Source organism: Acinetobacter sp. Leaf130, assembly GCF_001423205.1.
GTDB lineage: Bacteria > Pseudomonadota > Gammaproteobacteria > Pseudomonadales > Moraxellaceae > Acinetobacter > Acinetobacter calcoaceticus.
Genome location: NZ_LMOE01000001.1, coordinates 2,103,407 through 2,121,564 on the forward strand (window position 1 = coordinate 2,103,407; position 18,158 = coordinate 2,121,564).

Here is an 18,158-nt window from a genome sequence, read left to right on the forward strand (position 1 = left end):
GTTTTCTAGTCACGAACGTAGACGCTTTCTACATCATTGTCGTCTTCATCATCGTCAAAATCATCATCATCGCCTAACATGCCTTCAAGACGTTGTGCTCGACGCATAGCGCGATATGCTTCTTTTGCCGCAATGGTTTGTTCACGTGTTTCAACTTCTAGTTGTTCACGGAAAGCTTTTACTTCTGCTGCATATTCAGGATCTTCAACTTCGCGTTCACGTTGTTGTTCAAGCTGATCCATGAGGTAATAGACAACCTCTTTCGTTCCTTCACTTAATAAGCCCGATGTCTTAAAGACAGGTCCAGTCCACTCTAGTTCATCTAGAATATGCTGACACCACTCTTCACGACTTTCTTCAGCAATCTGATCAAGTTTATTCAGTACTAAAACAACTGGTAGTTTAGCCAAAGTAGGTGAAAACTTAACTAACTCGTTCATAATTGCTTTTGCATTATGCGCCGGATCTGAACCATCAATTGGCTGCACATCAATAATGTGTAAAAGGATACGCGTACGTGCCAGATGTTTAAGGAAACGAATTCCCAAACCTGCACCTTCTGCTGCACCTTCAATCAACCCAGGAATATCGGCCATTACAAATGAACGATGACGGTCAGCATCTACTACACCTAGATTTGGAACCATGGTTGTAAATGGATAGTCTGCCACTTTTGGTTTTGCAGCACTTACAGCACGAATAAAGGTTGATTTACCAGCATTTGGCATGCCCAATAAACCAACATCTGCCAATACTTTTAATTCAAGGCGAATTTCACGAAATTCACCTTTTATACCAGTCGTACATTTACGCGGAGCACGGTTAGTTGATGATTTAAAATGAGTATTCCCCAAACCACCGTCACCACCACCTGCAACCAGAATTCTTTGGCCATCTTCAACCAAATCGCCAATAATATCGCCTGAATCTGTATCAACAATTGTTGTACCAACAGGTACTTTTAAAACCACATCTTCACCACCACGTCCGGTACAGTTAGCGCCTGCACCATTCTTTCCGCGCTCAGCACGGAACTTACGTGTGTAACGGTAATCGACTAGCGTACTCGTATCATCATCAGCTTGAATATAGATACTTCCACCACGTCCGCCATCACCACCATCTGGGCCACCAAATGGTACAAATTTTTCACGGCGAAAACTGGCTACGCCATTGCCACCGTCGCCAGCCTCTACGGTAATGACTGCTTCATCAACAAAGCGCATCTGCCAATCCTCTAAAAACTCTAAAACCGCTTATTCTGCCATATTTTCATAAAATTCTCGAATATAAAATGGGACAATTCCTATTTATAACGATCTGTTTTTATATTTAAGTCATCAGAAGCATTTTAGATCCACAAATACAGCCTAAATTGAAAATAAAATGCAGGATGACTATTTAATTTTTAAGGATGAACATTCCGTAGAGGTAAGGTCATTTGCATATCAAGATTTGCTTTTGTTTTTGGAACCGAATTATACATAATGGCATTAAATGAAGAGACATTCCCCATTTCCATAGGGTCATTCACTTGTAGACTTGGTTTAAACTGATGTTTAACCGATAAATTTACTGGCTCATCAAATTCAAAATAAACAGGACCATCAAAAACAATTTTAATCGGAATGGTATAACTACGCTTTAACTGAAAAGGCACATCTAACTTTATGGGAATATCAAGTTTAAGTGGAAATTTAGGTAACAACTTATTTTGATAAATTAAATCTGTAGTTGTTTCAAGAGGCATGACCTGATCAATTTTTAGAGTCGTTGTGTAATCAACATTTACTGTAACAGGCGTCTCTATAGCAAAACTGATATCTGCTAAATATTTCCCTTTTAGCGGTAGAGTCAGTTGGCGGTCTATATCCAATGTTGTATCAAGTTTACCAATAGATTGGACTTGCAAAGTGTTGCCAACTTGAATCTTTGTTTCTAAAGAGTCAGGTAAACTAATATCTGCGTTATGAGCCGAAACCACTACATTTGCCTGAATATTGAGATATACCCAAAACATAACAGCGGCAAGTATCATCATTAAAATGAAACTGATGAGCATACTCTTGAGTGAACGAAACATTACCATCCACCCTATTGATCAGCTGTCGTCTGAGACGTTTCTGAACCTAATACCCGATTTAATCGCATACTGGACAGAGGAATTTTTAACTCACCATTTGCAATCTTCACAGGTAAAGTATTTTTCACATCAACCGAAGCATTTAGCGCTGTTTTAACAGGGACACTCAAATTACCCTCAATTGGAATATTTGTATCTAATCTTGCTTTTAGAGGAATATGTAAATTTTCTTTTAATACTGTCCGCACTGGCGCATCAAATTTCAAATGAACCTTTTGCTCAAGCGGAACATTAATATCAATCGGAACATCAAGTTTTAATGGAATTGATCCCTTTAACGGTAAGGTAATATCACGCCCCAGAACTCTGACTTGAACCTTCGTATCAATTGGTAAATTTTGCTCAACTTTTAATACTTCTTTGACAGGAATTGTTGTGCTAATGGGCACCATATTATCGAAATAAACACGTGGAGTTAACGTTTGTGTTAATGGAATATTTAATTGCTCATCAATTGGAATACTGGCATTTACCCGTCCTTTTACATCCACATTTAAAGCATCTTGTACTTTAACTTTAACCTGTAGGGGTTCTTGCAAGTCAATAGCAACTCCCTGATTCTTCAGTGGAATATAAATATTAAAATGCTTAAAGACCCATATTGCAATGAGTACACCACATAAATTGGCAATAATGATGAATATAAAAACGACCAACAAACGTTTAAACTGCGACAATTCCAATCCCTTACTATTTTCTTTTTTTCCTTAATTCATATTCTCATTTATTTACAAAAAATAGTCAGCATATATTTTGTACGGTTGTAAAAAAACCCAGTCTAAACTGGGTCTTTTTGTGAAAATCTTTTATAGATCGTTAAATGATCTTAAGCATTCAATTCTGCTGGGATTTTTTTGTAGCTTACGCCGCACATTTGTTCAGCGATACGTAATACCTGACAGCTATAACCTACTTCGTTATCGTACCAAACATAAGCAGTTAAACGGTTACCAGAAGTAATCGTTGCTTGAGCATCATATACACCAGCAGTACGAGAACCGATAAAGTCACTCGATACAACTTCAGTCGAGTTGGTATAACCAATTTGACCTTGAAGGCTAGAGTTAATTGAAATTTGACGAATGTATTCGTTCACTTCTTCACGCTCAATTTCTTTATCAAGCGTTAAGTTCAAGATAGCAAGAGATACGTTTGGTGTAGGAACACGTACAGAGTTACCAGTTAATTTACCTTTTAATGCAGGTAATGCTTTAGCAACTGCTTTAGCTGCACCAGTTTCTGTAATTACCATGTTTAAAGTAGCAGCACGACCACGACGATCTGCTTTATGGTAGTTATCAATCAAGTTCTGGTCATTTGTAAATGAGTGAACAGTTTCAACATGACCATTAAGAACTTTATATTTGTCATCCAATACTTTAAGAATTGGAGTAATTGCATTTGTTGTACAACTTGCAGCAGAGATGATTTTGTCTTCATCTAAGATGTCTGTGTTGTTTACGCCAAATACAACGTTTTTCATTTCGCCTTTACTTGGTGCAGTCAATACAACACGTGCAACGCCTGGGCATTTCAAGTGTTGGCTTAGACCTTCAGCATCACGCCATTTACCAGTATTGTCGATTAAAAGTGCGTTTGAAATACCATATTCAGTATAGTCAACTTCACTTGGGCTAGACGCATAAATCACTTTAATGAAGTTACCATTCGCAATGATTGCTTCGTTTTCTTCATCAACAGCGATTGTGCCAGCGAAAGTACCGTGAATAGAGTCACGACGAAGTAAAGAAGCACGTTTTGCTAAATCGCCATCAGAAGATTTACGCACAACAATTGCTTTAAGGCTTAAACCACGACCTAGACCTGATTGGCTAATAATTAAACGAGCCAAGATGCGGCCAATACGACCAAAACCATAAAGAACGACATCTTTAGGTTGTTCAGAAGTTGCGCTACCTTTGATTGACTCAACTGCTTGAGCAACAAAAGCATCAACATCACCGCCTTTTTCTTTATATTCAACAGCAAGTTTACCGATATCAACTTCTGCAGAACCAATATTTTCAAGCTTAGCTAAAGCTTCTAAAATTGGGAATGTATTTACAACAGAAAGCTCAACGTCTACAACACGTGTACGGCGGTGAGTTTTCAAAATTTGGATAACAGAACGGTTAATTAAAGAGCGACCGTAAACAGATACGACAATATTTTTTTCACGGTATAATTGTCCGATTAATGCAATCATACGTTCCGCGATTTCTTCACGGTTTTTCCAACGGCCTTGGTGTTCAGCATGCAGGGCGATGATAGTGTCTTTGCTCACAGATACGTCCTCTAATTAATTATATCTAGGCGTGATTTTTTAAACCCCGTAATTGTAATGGAATTATTGGCAAGAATGAATCAAAAGCTGACGTTAGTGATTAGATTTTCCTAAAATTCATCATAAATTCATAAAATACCTATAATTATTTTTTATTATTTTATTGTTTAAAGCAGCTAAATTTTTGCTTTTTCTTACTTTTTAGATTCTTACCCTCTAATCAAACTCATCATTTTTTAATCTTTTTTGATATTTCGCGATGTTAAGCTGCAAATTTTTGGCTTTTTGACGTTGCTGATAAAGGTGAACTGCACCTTCTAAAACGAGTACAAAGACTGCACACCAGATCGGAATATAAGTGAACCATTCTTCTTGGCCAATACTCTCCCCTAAAACTAAAGAAGCGAGAGCAAGTAATACAGGTTCTAAATATCCTAAAAGTCCAAATACGACTAATGGTAAAAAGCGACTTGCCAGAATATAACTTCCTAAACCAATAGCACTTAAAATTCCAAGCCCAACAATGACCAAAGCAAGACTCGGTTGGTCTATAAATTTGCTATAAGGGAGTAAACCCGTATGGGTCAAATAAATCGCAATCGGCAGAATAATAACTAAATCCCACCAGAAGCCACCTAAATTATCTGTTTTAATGGTCTTACGTAATAAAAAGTAGGCAGAATAACCAACTGCAACTAGTGCAGTTTCCCAAGCAATACTTCCTAAACGCCAGATCTCATGGCCCACTCCAATGACTGCAAGAATAATTGCGACCCATTGAAATTTTGATATTTTTTCGCCATACAGCACACTTCCAGCCAAGACAAGAACAAGCGGCAATAGAAAGTAGCCTAAAGACACTTGTAGACCACGCCCATGCATAGGTCCCCATAAAAACAGCCAAAGTTGTACTGAAGTTAAAATGGAGGTTGTGATTAATAACAATAATAAAGATGGCTTTGCCAAAATACGCTGGTAGATATTTTTTATATACCCTAAATCACCGCTCCACCACATAAATAAAGTGAGAACTGGTAGTGTTGCAATAATCCGCCATCCAAAAGTCTGTTCACTATCAAGCTGACTTAATAATTGAGTATAAAAATAAAGTACACCAAAAGTGATAGATGCCATGACAGACAAGCTCACGCCCTTAAACATCATCACCCTCTTATACTTTAGTAAAAACAGCTCACCACAATACTTGATTTATCCACTATAAAAAAGAAAAAACCATGTAAAAACATGGTTTTTTATTAATCAGACATCTACAGCTATTCTTTATGTTCTGTGCGAATAATATCGCGAATATCAAAACCTAATGTTTTTGCATAATTTAGATATTCATCAACCACTTCTTGTTCAGGATGAGGTGTTCTTGATAACACCCAAAGATATTTACGAGAAGGTTCTCCTACTAAAACAGTTTGATAGTCTTCATCTATTTTTAAAATCCAGTAATCTCCACGAATGACTGGAATCCATCTCACAGCTTCAGGTAAGAAACTCACCTTCAATTTCGTGTTGTATGGCGGATTTACGACAAAGGCTTCACCAATAGATTGCTGTAATTGTTTTCTATTGTCATAACAGCGATTATCTACAACTACATTTCCATTTTCATTTAAGGTGTAAGTTGCAGATACGTTGTAAGCACATTTTTTTTGAAAAAAAGCAGGCTTACGGGCGACTTCATACCAGACACCTAAATATCGGTCCAGTTCAACTTTATAAACGGTTTGCAAAGGTTTCGGCTGAGCATAGACATACGTTCCAACAGCTAAACCAGCCAAAACAACACCGCCCAACGCAATTTTAGCCAAACGCCAACTGGCTTGCGGAACATTATTTCGAAATGCCATTGTTGCCCTCAACGATTAGTTGTGAATACAAAAGAACTCAAACATCTACAGTAGCTTGTTTTTTAAACACATTATGTAGCGTTATGTATTCGTTTATTGCAACATTTGCGCTTTTAATCGAATGATTTCATCACGTATCCGCGCTGCTTGCTCGAACTGTAAATCTTTCGAGGCCTTTAACATATCTTTTTCAAGCTTAGTAATATGTTTACTAAACAGTTTAGGATCTGAAAGAATATGTCTTTCATCGGCACTCAATGCTTGTGCTTGTTCAAGTACTTTTTCATCAATCTCGTCGTCTGAAAGTACTTCACCCGAGTCAATTTCTTTGACAACCTGACGCACAGCACTACGTGGCGTAATACCATGCAGCTCGTTAAATTCAATTTGTTTGGCTCTACGACGATCAGTTTCATCTATTGCTTTTTGCATAGAATCGGTAATTCGGTCAGCATATAAAATTGCTTTACCTTTCACATTACGCGCAGCACGACCAATCGTCTGAATGAGTGAGCGCTCTGAACGTAAAAAGCCTTCTTTATCTGCATCTAAAATAGCAACCAAAGAAACTTCAGGCATATCCAGACCTTCACGTAGCAGGTTAATGCCGACTAAAACATCAAATACACCTGTACGTAGTTCATGAATAATTTTGACGCGTTCAACCGTATCAATATCTGAGTGGAGATAAGCGACCTTAACGCCATATTCTTTTAAATAAGAAGTCAGGTCTTCTGCCATACGCTTTGTTAAAGTGGTAATTAATACCCGTTCATTCAAGTTCTTACGAATATTAATTTCAGAAAGAACATCATCTACTTGGGTTAAGACAGGACGAATCTCAATTTCAGGGTCGATTAGACCTGTTGGACGTACCACTTGTTCAACGATTTGGTCTGACTTTTCTAATTCATATTTAGCAGGTGTTGCACTTACAAAAATAGTCGTCGGTACAATACGCTCCCACTCTTCAAATTTCATTGGACGGTTATCAAGCGCACTTGGCAAACGGAACCCATAATTCACTAAGTTTTCTTTACGTGACCGGTCACCTTTATACATCGCTCCAATTTGCGGAACAGTAACGTGTGATTCATCAATAATGAGCAAAGCATCTTCTGGAATATAGTCGAATAAAGTCGGCGGTGCTTCACCAGACGGGCGTCCTGACAAATGACGCGAATAGTTTTCGATACCATTGGTATAACCCAACTGTTGCATCATTTCCAGATCGTAACGTGTCCGTTGTTCAATACGTTGTGCTTCAAGCAATTTGTCATGTTCACGGAAGAATTTGAGCTGATCTTGTAATTCATCTTTAATTGTATCGATAGCACGGGTCAAATGATCTTTTGGTGTCACATAGTGGCTTTTCGGATAAATCGTTATCCGAGAAACTTTACGAACCATTTTACCAGTTAGCGGGTCAAACCAACGGATTGAATCGACTTCATCATCAAATAGTTCAATACGAATCGCATGTTGATCAGATTCTGCTGGGAAAATATCAATAATTTCGCCGCGAATGCGATAAGTACCACGTAAAAATTCAAGTTCATTACGCGTATATTGCATTTCAACCAATCGGCGGATGATTTCATCGCGGCTTACTCGATCGCCCTCAACCACATGCAGCAACATTTGCATATAAGCATTCGGGTCACCCAAACCATAAATTGCAGAAACCGATGCCACAATAATTGCATCACGACGTTCTAATAAAGCTCGTGTTGCTGATAAGCGCATCTGGTCAATGTGATCATTAATGGCTGAATCTTTTTCAATAAACGTATCCGAAGATGGAACGTAAGCTTCTGGTTGGTAGTAATCGTAATAACTTACAAAATATTCAACCGCATTATTTGGGAAGAAAGATTTAAACTCACCATAAAGCTGGGCAGCCAAAGTTTTGTTATGAGCCATCACAATTGTAGGTCGCTGTGTTTGGGCGATCACATTTGCCATAGTATAGGTTTTACCTGAGCCCGTTACCCCTAGCAATAACTGATTACGAAAACCATGCTCGATACCATTGACCAGCTTTTCAATTGCCTGTGGCTGATCACCTGCTGGCTGATAATGAGTGACCAAATCGAAAGGTTGATTTTCGTTCAAAGTTATCTCTCTTTATGAAAAAATTGAATTTAACGTCTCCCCCATTAATGGGGATTTTTATCTTAATTTAAAGTGCAAATTGAGTTGGAAATTCAATGTAAAAGATTAAGCATCTTAACACTTGACCAATACCCTAATCAGTTGCAACATGAAGCTATCCATTAAATAAAAAGCATAACCATGACCTATCAATATCATGATGAAAGTATTGTAACCGAACTTCCCGAAGATACAGTTTTTGTATTTGGAAGTAACCTTGCTGGACAGCACGGTAGCGGTGCAGCACGCGTTGCCAGTCAACACTTCGGAGCAGTTGAAGGTGTAGGTCGCGGCTGGGCTGGTCAAAGCTTTGCAATTCCCACCTTAAATGAACATATTCAACAAATGCCTCTTTCACAAATTGAGCACTATGTTGAAGATTTTAAGATATATGCAAAAAATCATCCTAAAATGAAATATTTTGTCACGGCTTTAGGTTGTGGCATCGCAGGTTATAAAGTTTCTGAAATTGCACCACTATTTAAAGATATTCATCACAACGTTATCTTTCCAGAATCTTTTAAACCGTATGTTGAAGATAATGCAGTTTCTGAATTTCCGACATTGACTCAAAAGATGGTAAAAAGTTTCATTAATGATGAAGTTATTTTTTACTTTAATCATGGAAGTGAATCTTTTGAAGAAGCCTTAGATAAAACAGATTTATCAAGTGCCGAAAAAGCCATTGCTCTTATTGTTTTAAATGAAGAGCTATACCCTCGGGATCGTTATGGCCGAGGCCGTGATCATGAGCTGAGTGATATTTTAGGAAAGCTCAATGGTAAAATTTTTGACCTGCACGGAAACTCAGAGGGTGCCATGATTTTTGTAAGTGCTGTGGTTGCACTCATGGAACTTTATGATTTTGACGAGCAAGACTTTATCAAACTCTGGCGTGGTGAAAAGAATATTGACCACCCTATTAATCGTTAATTTTTCTTATAAATTTATGAGCTAAGCAGATAATATCTGCTTTCTCATTATTTTATTTTTACTTACATTTAATCTTTATATTTTTAATTATTCTAATAGATTTAAGTTCTTTAGCTTCCCAAATCTTAATTTTTCTCATTATACTTTAAGGCAAACTGAATACTTAAAGAAACATATGGAAACTTTAGATTCTTCAATTTTTGACCTTAGCCCAATTCCAATGTGGATTGAGGATTTCAGTGAAGTTAAACAACAATTTGATTTATGGAGAAATCAAGGTATTGAAAACCTCCATGAATTTTTAAGTGAAAATAAAAACTTAATCAGTGAATGTGCACATAAAATTAAAATCGTTCGTGTTAATCAAAAAACATTAGAACTTTTTGAAGCCAAAACTCACGAAGAGCTATATTCGAATTTAAATCTTATTTTTAAAAAAGAAATGTTCGAATCTCATATTTTTGAGCTTGAAGAACTATGGAATGGTAAAACTCACTTTTCAAGTACGACCGTAAATTACACCTTATCAGGCAAACGTATTGATGTTCAGCTAAGAGGCTCAATTTTACCCGGCTCTGAATCGACCTTTGAGCGTGTATTAATTACCACCGAAGACATTACACCCTATCAAAATGCACTTCGTGAGGAAGCAAAAAATCGTCGATTAGCTGAGTCTATGTTTATCTATTCTCCCACTTCTCTTTGGGTCGAAGATTTCAGCCGTATAAAAAATAGAATTGATCAACTCAGGTTATTAGGTATTGAAGATTTTAGAACGTTTCTAGATGTCCATCCTGAATTTGTCCGTCAGTGTGTAGAAGATATTCTGATTTTAGATGTTAATCAGGCAACTCTTGATTTATTTAAGGCTCCGGATAAGTCGACACTTTTAAGAAATACACATAAAATTTTTTCTGAAGAGATGATTGAAACTTTTCGTGAACAACTCATCGAATTATGGCAAGGTAATATTCACCATAAGCGTGAAGCGATTAACTATGCCTTAGATGGGCAAATAAGAAATGTATTGCTTCAATTTACCGTTTTTCCGGGTTATGAAGACACTTGGGGACTGGTACAGGTTGCACTTACCGATATTACGGCGCGAAAAAAAGCAGAAAACTATCTTGAATATTTGGGGCAACACGATGTCCTGACCAAACTATATAATCGCGCTTTTTTTACAGAGGAACTTAATCGTTTAAACCGAAGTATTATCCGACCTGTTTCTTCAATTTTCTTAGATATGAATGGATTAAAAGAAACAAATGATCAGTTTGGTCATGATATTGGGGATGGCTTATTGCGCCGCGTCGGAAATATTTTAAGTCAGGCTATTTTAAATACAGCATATACGGCTTCTAGAATAGGTGGCGATGAATTCGTGATTTTAATGCCGGGGGCAGATGAGGCGAATGTTCTAATTATGCTTCAAACCATCCAAGAGCTTTTTAATATCGACAATCAATATTATTCAAGCCACCCAATTAGTATTGCAATTGGACATGCAACAACTCAAGCAAATGAACAAATTGAGGACATGTTGAAGCGAGCTGACCATCACATGTACCAAAAGAAAAAAAGCTATTATCAGGAAATTTTATTTAATCAATAAAAAAACAGGCATATTGCCTGTTTTCGAGATTAGCGTTTTCCCATAGAACGACGAGTACCACGCGGAGGCATCCACGTTCTATCTGCGTATTGCTCTGGTTTTGGACGTACTTGGTTGTGTACCGCGTCGTCGGCTGCATTGCTATCATTCGGCATTGGGAATGGCAATTTCACCAAAGCCTTTTTCTGTTTTGGCTGTTGCTCAGTCATGATTCATTCTCGAAATTTCGATTGCGACCTATTATAAATGATTTTCTCATTTCTTTCTAAAAAAGCTTCAATTGAATAAATATTGCTTAAGATGATTACTAAACTAAACTTTTTTACATCTGAAAAGGTTCACATCCGCAAATTACTTAATTTTTGCGATAAGATAGTATGCTTTTTATTTTTTAATCCCATAAGAGGAATATTGCCGTGGACGTACGTCTTTCTGATCGTGTCAATGCCATCAAACCGTCCCCTACACTTGCTGTAACCAACAAAGCTGCTGAACTTAAAGCTGCTGGCAAGAATGTGATTGGTTTAGGTGCTGGCGAACCAGACTTTGATACCCCTCAACACATCAAAGATGCTGCAATTGAAGCGATTAATAATGGTTTCACCAAATATACGGCTGTAGATGGTACTCCTGGATTAAAAAAAGCAATTATTGCTAAATTTAAACGTGATAATAATCTTGATTATCAAGCGAATCAGATTTTGGTTTCATGTGGTGGTAAGCAAAGCTTCTTTAACTTGGCTCTTGCTCTATTAAACAAAGGCGATGAAGTTATCATTCCAGCACCTTTCTGGGTAAGCTATCCAGATATGGTCATTATTGCTGAAGGTACTCCAGTCATTGTGAAATGTGGCGAAGACCAACGTTTCAAAATCACTCCTGAACAATTAGAAGCGGCTATTACTCCTAACACTCGTTTAGTTGTATTAAACAGCCCATCTAACCCGACAGGAATGATCTATAGCAAAGCTGAATTAGAAGCTTTAGCTGAAGTATTACGTCGCCACCCACAAGTGTTTGTTGCATCTGACGATATGTATGAACCAATTCGTTGGGAAGATGAGTTCTACAACATCGCAACTGTTGCTCCAGATTTATATGATCGTACGATTGTTTTAAATGGTGTTTCTAAAGCATATGCAATGACAGGTTGGCGTATTGGCTATGCAGCCGGCCCAGCAAAAATCATTGGCGCAATGAAAAAAATCCAGTCTCAATCAACTTCAAACCCAACTTCTATTTCACAAGTTGCTGCTGAAGCTGCATTGAATGGTCCTCAAGACGTACTTCAACCAATGATTAAAGCGTTCAAACGCCGTCATGACTTAGTTGTTAATGGCTTGAATGAAATCAAAGGTATTTCTTGCTTGCCTGCTGATGGTGCTTTCTATGCCTATGCAAACATTCGCCCTCTTATTCGTGCAAAAGGCTTAAAATCTTGCACAGAATTCTCTGAATGGTTACTAGAAGAAACTGGTGTAGCAGTAGTGCCTGGTGATGCATTTGGTCTAGGCGGTTTTATGCGTATTTCATATGCAACAGCTGACGAAGTACTCGTTGATGCGTTAGCACGTATCAAAAAAGCTGCTGACTCAATTGAAGGCGTAGATGCTGCAATTGCTTCTATTGAAGCTGAAAAAACAGCTAAGTAATTTATAATTTTAAAAAGAGGCTTCAACTTCAAGTTGAGGCCTCTTTTTTATGAATAGAAGATTAAAAATTTTATTCGTAGCTACTATTTATGACTCAGCAGAATTAAATAAAGCCATGACCTCGGCTTCAGTCATTTTTTTTGTATTATTTTTAAAGGCATAAAAACCAGGTTTTGAATCAACAAAAATTTCCAGATCTAACTTTAAGTCATCTACGGGTTCATCTAAAGAAAATGCATTAATGTTGCAGTAGCCTTGATCCTTAGTTCTCCAAAAAATTGTAGTTCCACAAGCGTTGCAAAAGCCTCTTTCGCCCCACTCAGAAGAGTTAAAAATACTCAGATGCTCTTGTTGAATAAACTTTAGACTACCTTGTACAACATCAATCGTCATAATAACACCACTAGTTTGTCGGCGGCACATCGAACAATGACAAACATGCACATCATGATTTTTTAGCTCTACCTCAAATGTAGTCTTACCACATAAACATTGACCGTTCATTATTATTTCCCATTGATAAGTTTTATATTTTTAATTTCATAAAATATTCTGTCTAATTAAAATTTACAAGTTTGTAAACTATAATTGAACTTATCACTTCATTTTTCTAACTTGACAATAGTACTTTTACATCATAATTTAAAATTAAGTTCCATTTAAGAACTTATAAAATTAAAGGACTCAAAAATGAAAAATCCCATGGAAATGACTGGTCTTGAATTTTTACAAGCGATGATTGATGGCCATATTCCAGCAGCAAGTATTAGTAAAACCATACCTATGCAACCTACTGAAATTTCAGAAGGTTCTGTTACTTTTAAAGCGCAAGCAGATCATAATCATCTAAATCCGCTAGGGGGCGTACATGGTGGTTTTGCGGCTACAGTTTTAGACTCTGTGACTGGCTGTGCAGTACATACGATGTTACCTACTGGTGTAGGTTACGGAACAATCGATCTTAACGTAAAAATGTGCCGCCCTATTCCAAAAAACCATCCTTTAATTGCAACAGGCAAAGTCATTAACATAAGTAAAAACTTAGGAATTTCCGAAGGAAAGATTATTGATGAGGAAGGTAAACTTTATGCCTATGCAACAGCAACCTGCATGATTATTCGTTCATAGTCATAAAAGGCAGCCTTAAACCGCTGCCTTTTTTATTGAGTGATCTGGATTATCTGGACGATCACAAGTTTGAGCCACTACATAAGGTGCCCAAATATTTTTAAGTTGAAGTTCTATAACTTCTTGATGTTCAGTAGACCAAGCTAGAACTTTATTTTTGCCCAGCAGTAACTCCCCTTCTAATTGAAAAATATATAGGGGTTTAGATTGATCTAATGCTTTTGAACTTTTTAAAACTTTTAGTGAACTATGTACATTCCATTTAGAACTGAACCAAAGCTGTAATAAATCACCTAAGTACAAGTCCTTCTTTTTAAAAGGATAAGCATCAATCGACGCACCCTCTACAGATGTGTAATAAGATTCTGATCGAATTAAGATATTAAGATAATTGCGTTGATAAAAATCAAAATTAGAAAAAATAGAGGCAATAGTAAGTGTTTTCATACTTATCTCCGATTTAGCCATTTTAGTGCTGGCAAGTTGGTTTAAATCCACACTGTTTGAATTTCTTCAAACGCTTGTTCTGTTTTGAATCTAGCAATTGAATTTTTAAAGCGCAAGTAATTTCTCAGCTCACCGCTCAACTGATCAACTGATCAACTGATCAACTGATCAACTGATCAACTGATCAACTGATCAACTGATCAAATAAAAAGCATACAACACAAAAATGAAGGAAACATGGCGATTTTCACTTGACCCTTCTCAAAATCTCCTTATAATCGCATGCAGATTCTCCCATAGCTCAGTCGGTAGAGCGACGGACTGTTAATCCGCAGGTCCCTGGTTCGAGCCCAGGTGGGAGAGCCAAATACTAAAAAGCCCGCAGCATTAAAGCGGGCTTTTTTTTGCCATAAATTTACCCATAACTATAAAAAATCCCCTATCACAACATAGAGGATTTAATTATTAATCTATTAATTTCATTCAATGTCCGAATCAAAATTCAAAGGACATAGCATCTATAAACTCACTATCGGCTCATTCTGAATCTTATTACTCTACCTCAACAACTTTTAGGGGATTAAAAGACTGAGAAGTCGGCATCATTTCAATACGGTTAATATTAATATGTGGAGGTTGTGATGCGACCCACGCTACCGTATTTGCAATATCTTCAGGCAAGATTGGGTTCTTTTTATCATACAGACTATTTACCTTATCCTGATCGCCCTTAAAACGCACCAAAGAAAATTCTGTACCACCACAAAGACCTGGCTCAATATTAGTCACTCGGATGCCTGTACCTGACAGGTCAGCTCGAAGATTTAAACTAAATTGCTCTACAAATGCTTTGGTTGCACCATAAACATTACCACCCGGATATGGGTATGTACCTGCAATTGATCCCATATTGATGATTAAACCGGACTTTTTCTTCACCATATTCGGTAAAATTAGCCGCGTAACGGTAATCAACCCTTTAATATTGGTATCTACCATGGTGTACCAATCATCCAAATCTGATTTATCTGCTGGCTCTAGGCCTAATGCTAATCCGGCATTGTTAACCAATAAATCAATTTGACTGATTTGGAATTCGGCTGGTAAATCAACCAATGCTTTATTTATATTTTCTACTGTATCTGTCATATCAAATACGAGTGGATAGAATTTTTCACCAAGCTCTTGCTGTAATTCTTTTAGTTTTTCTACTCGTCTTCCACATCCAATAACTTTATAACCTAAATCAATCAGTTTTTTTGAAATACTATAACCAAAACCCGCAGAAGCGCCTGTAACTAATGCTAACATTCTTATATCCTTAAAATATTCGACTACTTTAGTTGAACCGATTATGAACAAACCTATCTTTATATTTACATAATATTCGTTATTACTTTAAAAAATAAAAGATTTTTCTAAAAAATTTAATTATGGATAACGATATTCAAGGAATATGAATTATATAAATGTGACTTATGAAAACTGTACAAGACTCTATACAATATATCCCAAACTAAAATATCTTATAAAAGTAATTAAAAATTAAAGGGTTAAAATAAAAAAGTTTACCTAGAAAGATAAACTTTTTTATTTACAACTTTTTTGATTATGCAGGCACGCCGCTGTGAAAACGGAAGGTATCATCAGGTGTTAAAATCAAGTTCTTTTCAACCTCACGAATATGCTCAATGCGCTGCTGAATATCCTCTTTAGGATTTTTCATTTTTGCAGTTTTTGCAACATCGAGTGCAAGTGCCAAATAGTCTTCAAAATGACGAGACTCTGACTTAAGCAAATAGCGATAATAGCGCCCCAACTCTTCATCTACGCGTGGGGCAAGTGCATGAAAACGTTCGCATGAGCGAGCCTCAACAAAAGCACCTACCACAAGTACATCAATTAAAGCTTCTGGTTCATAAGTACGGATTTCTTTACGCAACCCACCTGCATAGCGCCCTGCACTTAAGCCATCCCATTTCTGACCACGCTTGGCCATTAGCTCAAGCACCTGTTCATAATGGAGCATTTCTTCCCGTACCAGTTGTGCAAGCTTCACTTGCAAATCAGGGAAAAAGCTATAGCGGAACATTAAGTTCATTGCTGTACTAGCTGCTTTTTTTTCGCAGTTAGCATGATCTTGCATCAAGATATCTAAATTATTGATCGCCTCATCCAGCCATGCCTTTGGCGTTTGACATCCTAAAAAGGCCAAGACAGGTTGCATTAACTCATCGTAATTGATACTCGACATAACCAATTACCCTGCCACCTGAATTGCTGCTTTCATATCTTTGACAGCTTGAACAAGGCCTACAAAAATGCTATCCGCAATAATTGAATGCCCAATGTTTAACTCATGAATTTGTGAAATAGCAGCAATTGGAGCAATATTTTTAAGGTTAAGGCCATGACCAGCATTTACCACCAAACCTTTTGAAGCTGCGTATTCAACACCTTTAATAATACGCGCCAACTCAGCCTGTTGATCTTGCTCTGTTGCCGCATCCGCATATGCACCCGTGTGCAACTCAATCGTAGGTGCGCCACATGCAACTGCTGCATCAATTTGAGCTAGATCAGCATCAATAAATAATGATACGTCACAACCAATAGCAGCTAAAGTCTGAGTTGCAGCTTTAACTTTTTCAAAGTTACCTACTACATCCAAACCACCTTCAGTTGTTACTTCTTGGCGTCTTTCAGGAACGAAGCATACATGCTGTGGCTGAATTTCTTTCGCAAACTCGACCATTTCATCAGTAACAGCCAACTCTAGATTCATGCGTGTTTTTAATAATGGACGCATGCGGCGTACGTCATCATCCTGAATATGGCGACGGTCTTCACGCAAATGTAAGGTAATCCCCTCTGCACCAGCTTGTTCACAAATGAGAGCAGCTTCTACAGGGTCTGGGTAAGTAGTACCGCGCGCCTGTCTTAAAGTAGCAACATGGTCTATGTTTACACCAAGCAATGCAGCCATAAATAAATCCTAATTACGATTGAGTTTGAGTATTTTGAATCCACAATTGTCGACTTTTTAGGGGACGATCTCCTAAAAGCGATGTAATCATTTGACGGTATAGTTTACCTAATAATTGTAATTGTTCGTGAGAAAAATCCTGCCCTTGCTCATAATCCACCATAGACAAAATCGCTTTTCCTGACAAAGAGGAACGACTCGCCTGCGCAACAGGGGCAAAACCTTCGGTCACTTGAAATTGATAAAACTGATGAGCCTGTATTGGCTGCTGCTGAGTATCAATTGAAAAATCAAGCGCGTACCCAAGTTCAGGCAAAAGCACATGTTCGAACTGGCGTAATATCTGTCTTAAAAAAAGATCGGGCTGATCATTAGAAGCGAGCTGCTGTAACTGCAATAGAGTTAACTGATATTGCTCAAAAGATTGAGGCATTGCCTCTTCTAGTGGACATAGCCGAAGAATGATTTCACTTAAATAAAATCCGGCAAAAAAGGCGTCACCAAAAAAGAAAACAGGCTGATTTAATATTTCTAACTTAGTAAAGTTCTTCAGCTCACTTTTACCAGTTGCTTGCAATCGGATAGGTTGATACTGAGGCGGCGGAGTCTGTCTTAAAATACCATCGACTCGCCCATACTCCTGAGTAAAAAGATGCACAATATGACTTTTTTCACGGTACTTACGGTGATGAATCATATATCCATGGAGGACTTCATTGCGCATCATAAAAAGAAACTATTCCTCAGATTCTTTTTCTTTTTTGTCATCCTCATCATCACCGTCAGGAATTACCGCCCCAACAACAGCCGCTGTACCTTTAACAACACCTTTTGTAGTTTTATAAGCGATACCTACTGGTACGGTTACAAGCTTATATACACAACCTTGTAACATCAATGTACATCCAATTATAGCGACCAATGATGTAATTGTTTTCATACCAGTATCCTTAT

General features: G+C 37.4%; 18 protein-coding genes, 1 tRNA gene and 2 pseudogenes. 5 read left to right on the top strand and 16 right to left on the bottom strand.

Going from position 1 to position 18,158, the window contains the following annotated elements:
* Nucleotides 1-5: 5 nt before the first annotated feature.
* From cgtA to uvrB, 7 genes are all read right to left on the bottom strand, one after another.
* Complete coding sequence (gene cgtA / locus ASF86_RS09480; RefSeq protein ID WP_003650347.1) at nucleotides 6-1,226, bottom strand: Obg family GTPase CgtA; 1,221 nt, start codon at nucleotides 1,224-1,226, stop codon at nucleotides 6-8.
* A 182-nt stretch (nucleotides 1,227-1,408) separates the two neighbouring features.
* A complete protein-coding gene (locus ASF86_RS09485) occupies nucleotides 1,409-2,083 on the bottom strand; it encodes a hypothetical protein (protein WP_003650344.1) in 675 nt (224 codons plus the stop codon).
* Between the two features lie 11 nt (nucleotides 2,084-2,094).
* Complete coding sequence (locus ASF86_RS09490; RefSeq protein ID WP_056481405.1) at nucleotides 2,095-2,820, bottom strand: hypothetical protein; 726 nt, start codon at nucleotides 2,818-2,820, stop codon at nucleotides 2,095-2,097.
* Nucleotides 2,821-2,969: 149 nt separating this feature from the next.
* Nucleotides 2,970-4,427 carry a glyceraldehyde-3-phosphate dehydrogenase gene (locus ASF86_RS09495; RefSeq protein ID WP_056481408.1) on the bottom strand — a complete coding sequence of 486 codons (1,458 nt, stop codon included), beginning with the start codon at nucleotides 4,425-4,427 and terminating at the stop codon, nucleotides 2,970-2,972.
* Nucleotides 4,428-4,643: 216 nt separating this feature from the next.
* Complete coding sequence (rarD, locus tag ASF86_RS09500; protein WP_080027583.1) at nucleotides 4,644-5,591, bottom strand: EamA family transporter RarD; 948 nt, start codon at nucleotides 5,589-5,591, stop codon at nucleotides 4,644-4,646.
* Nucleotides 5,592-5,701: 110 nt separating this feature from the next.
* Nucleotides 5,702-6,289, bottom strand: coding sequence for a lipocalin family protein (locus ASF86_RS09505; RefSeq protein ID WP_004643647.1), 588 nt, complete (start codon nucleotides 6,287-6,289; stop codon nucleotides 5,702-5,704).
* A gap of 93 nt (nucleotides 6,290-6,382) precedes the next feature.
* Nucleotides 6,383-8,404 (bottom strand): excinuclease ABC subunit UvrB, encoded by a 2,022-nt coding sequence (gene uvrB / locus ASF86_RS09510; protein WP_005038916.1) that lies wholly within the window; start codon nucleotides 8,402-8,404, stop codon nucleotides 6,383-6,385.
* A 180-nt stretch (nucleotides 8,405-8,584) separates the two neighbouring features.
* Here uvrB and ASF86_RS09515 point away from each other — a divergent pair, with 180 nt between their 5' ends.
* The gene (locus ASF86_RS09515) at nucleotides 8,585-9,376 is read left to right on the top strand and encodes a hypothetical protein (RefSeq protein ID WP_005045867.1); all 792 of its coding nucleotides are present in this window, start codon (nucleotides 8,585-8,587) and stop codon (nucleotides 9,374-9,376) included.
* Between the two features lie 175 nt (nucleotides 9,377-9,551).
* Nucleotides 9,552-10,988, top strand: a pseudogene (locus ASF86_RS09520) (diguanylate cyclase domain-containing protein); the annotation flags it as partial.
* A gap of 32 nt (nucleotides 10,989-11,020) precedes the next feature.
* On the opposite strand, the gene ASF86_RS09525 reads toward ASF86_RS09520, so the two are convergent.
* Complete coding sequence (locus ASF86_RS09525) at nucleotides 11,021-11,200, bottom strand: hypothetical protein (RefSeq protein WP_045429644.1); 180 nt, start codon at nucleotides 11,198-11,200, stop codon at nucleotides 11,021-11,023.
* Nucleotides 11,201-11,407: 207 nt separating this feature from the next.
* Between ASF86_RS09525 and ASF86_RS09530 the strand changes: the two genes are divergently transcribed.
* Nucleotides 11,408-12,643 carry a pyridoxal phosphate-dependent aminotransferase gene (locus tag ASF86_RS09530; protein ID WP_056481413.1) on the top strand — a complete coding sequence of 412 codons (1,236 nt, stop codon included), beginning with the start codon at nucleotides 11,408-11,410 and terminating at the stop codon, nucleotides 12,641-12,643.
* 87 nt (nucleotides 12,644-12,730) lie between these two features.
* On the opposite strand, the gene ASF86_RS09535 is transcribed toward ASF86_RS09530, so the two are convergent.
* Nucleotides 12,731-13,147 (bottom strand): GFA family protein, encoded by a 417-nt coding sequence (locus ASF86_RS09535; RefSeq protein WP_056481418.1) that lies wholly within the window; start codon nucleotides 13,145-13,147, stop codon nucleotides 12,731-12,733.
* A gap of 186 nt (nucleotides 13,148-13,333) precedes the next feature.
* Between ASF86_RS09535 and ASF86_RS09540 the strand changes: the two genes are divergently transcribed.
* Complete coding sequence (locus tag ASF86_RS09540; protein ID WP_056481419.1) at nucleotides 13,334-13,771, top strand: PaaI family thioesterase; 438 nt, start codon at nucleotides 13,334-13,336, stop codon at nucleotides 13,769-13,771.
* Nucleotides 13,772-13,786: 15 nt separating this feature from the next.
* Here ASF86_RS09540 and ASF86_RS09545 read toward each other — a convergent pair whose 3' ends face one another.
* Both ASF86_RS09545 and ASF86_RS19640 read right to left on the bottom strand, forming a co-directional pair.
* Nucleotides 13,787-14,218 (bottom strand): hypothetical protein, encoded by a 432-nt coding sequence (locus ASF86_RS09545; protein ID WP_056481422.1) that lies wholly within the window; start codon nucleotides 14,216-14,218, stop codon nucleotides 13,787-13,789.
* Nucleotides 14,219-14,259: 41 nt separating this feature from the next.
* Nucleotides 14,260-14,364 (bottom strand): annotated as a pseudogene (locus ASF86_RS19640) (hypothetical protein); the annotation flags it as partial.
* A 144-nt stretch (nucleotides 14,365-14,508) separates the two neighbouring features.
* Between ASF86_RS19640 and ASF86_RS09550 the strand changes: the two are divergent.
* Nucleotides 14,509-14,584 (top strand) — tRNA-Asn (locus ASF86_RS09550).
* 186 nt (nucleotides 14,585-14,770) lie between these two features.
* On the opposite strand, the gene ASF86_RS09555 is transcribed toward ASF86_RS09550, so the two are convergent.
* From ASF86_RS09555 to ASF86_RS09575, 5 genes are all read right to left on the bottom strand, one after another.
* Complete coding sequence (locus ASF86_RS09555) at nucleotides 14,771-15,529, bottom strand: SDR family oxidoreductase (RefSeq protein WP_056481425.1); 759 nt, start codon at nucleotides 15,527-15,529, stop codon at nucleotides 14,771-14,773.
* Nucleotides 15,530-15,827: 298 nt separating this feature from the next.
* On the bottom strand, nucleotides 15,828-16,472 hold the full coding sequence (locus ASF86_RS09560) for a tRNA-(ms[2]io[6]A)-hydroxylase (protein ID WP_003650317.1): 645 nt from the start codon (nucleotides 16,470-16,472) through the stop codon (nucleotides 15,828-15,830).
* Nucleotides 16,473-16,478: 6 nt separating this feature from the next.
* Nucleotides 16,479-17,204 carry a pyridoxine 5'-phosphate synthase gene (gene pdxJ / locus ASF86_RS09565; protein WP_016137382.1) on the bottom strand — a complete coding sequence of 242 codons (726 nt, stop codon included), beginning with the start codon at nucleotides 17,202-17,204 and terminating at the stop codon, nucleotides 16,479-16,481.
* 13 nt (nucleotides 17,205-17,217) lie between these two features.
* Nucleotides 17,218-17,931, bottom strand: coding sequence for a DNA repair protein RecO (gene recO, locus ASF86_RS09570; protein WP_056481428.1), 714 nt, complete (start codon nucleotides 17,929-17,931; stop codon nucleotides 17,218-17,220).
* A gap of 9 nt (nucleotides 17,932-17,940) precedes the next feature.
* Nucleotides 17,941-18,144 carry an NF038104 family lipoprotein gene (locus tag ASF86_RS09575; RefSeq protein ID WP_004790744.1) on the bottom strand — a complete coding sequence of 68 codons (204 nt, stop codon included), beginning with the start codon at nucleotides 18,142-18,144 and terminating at the stop codon, nucleotides 17,941-17,943.
* Nucleotides 18,145-18,158: the final 14 nt, after the last annotated feature.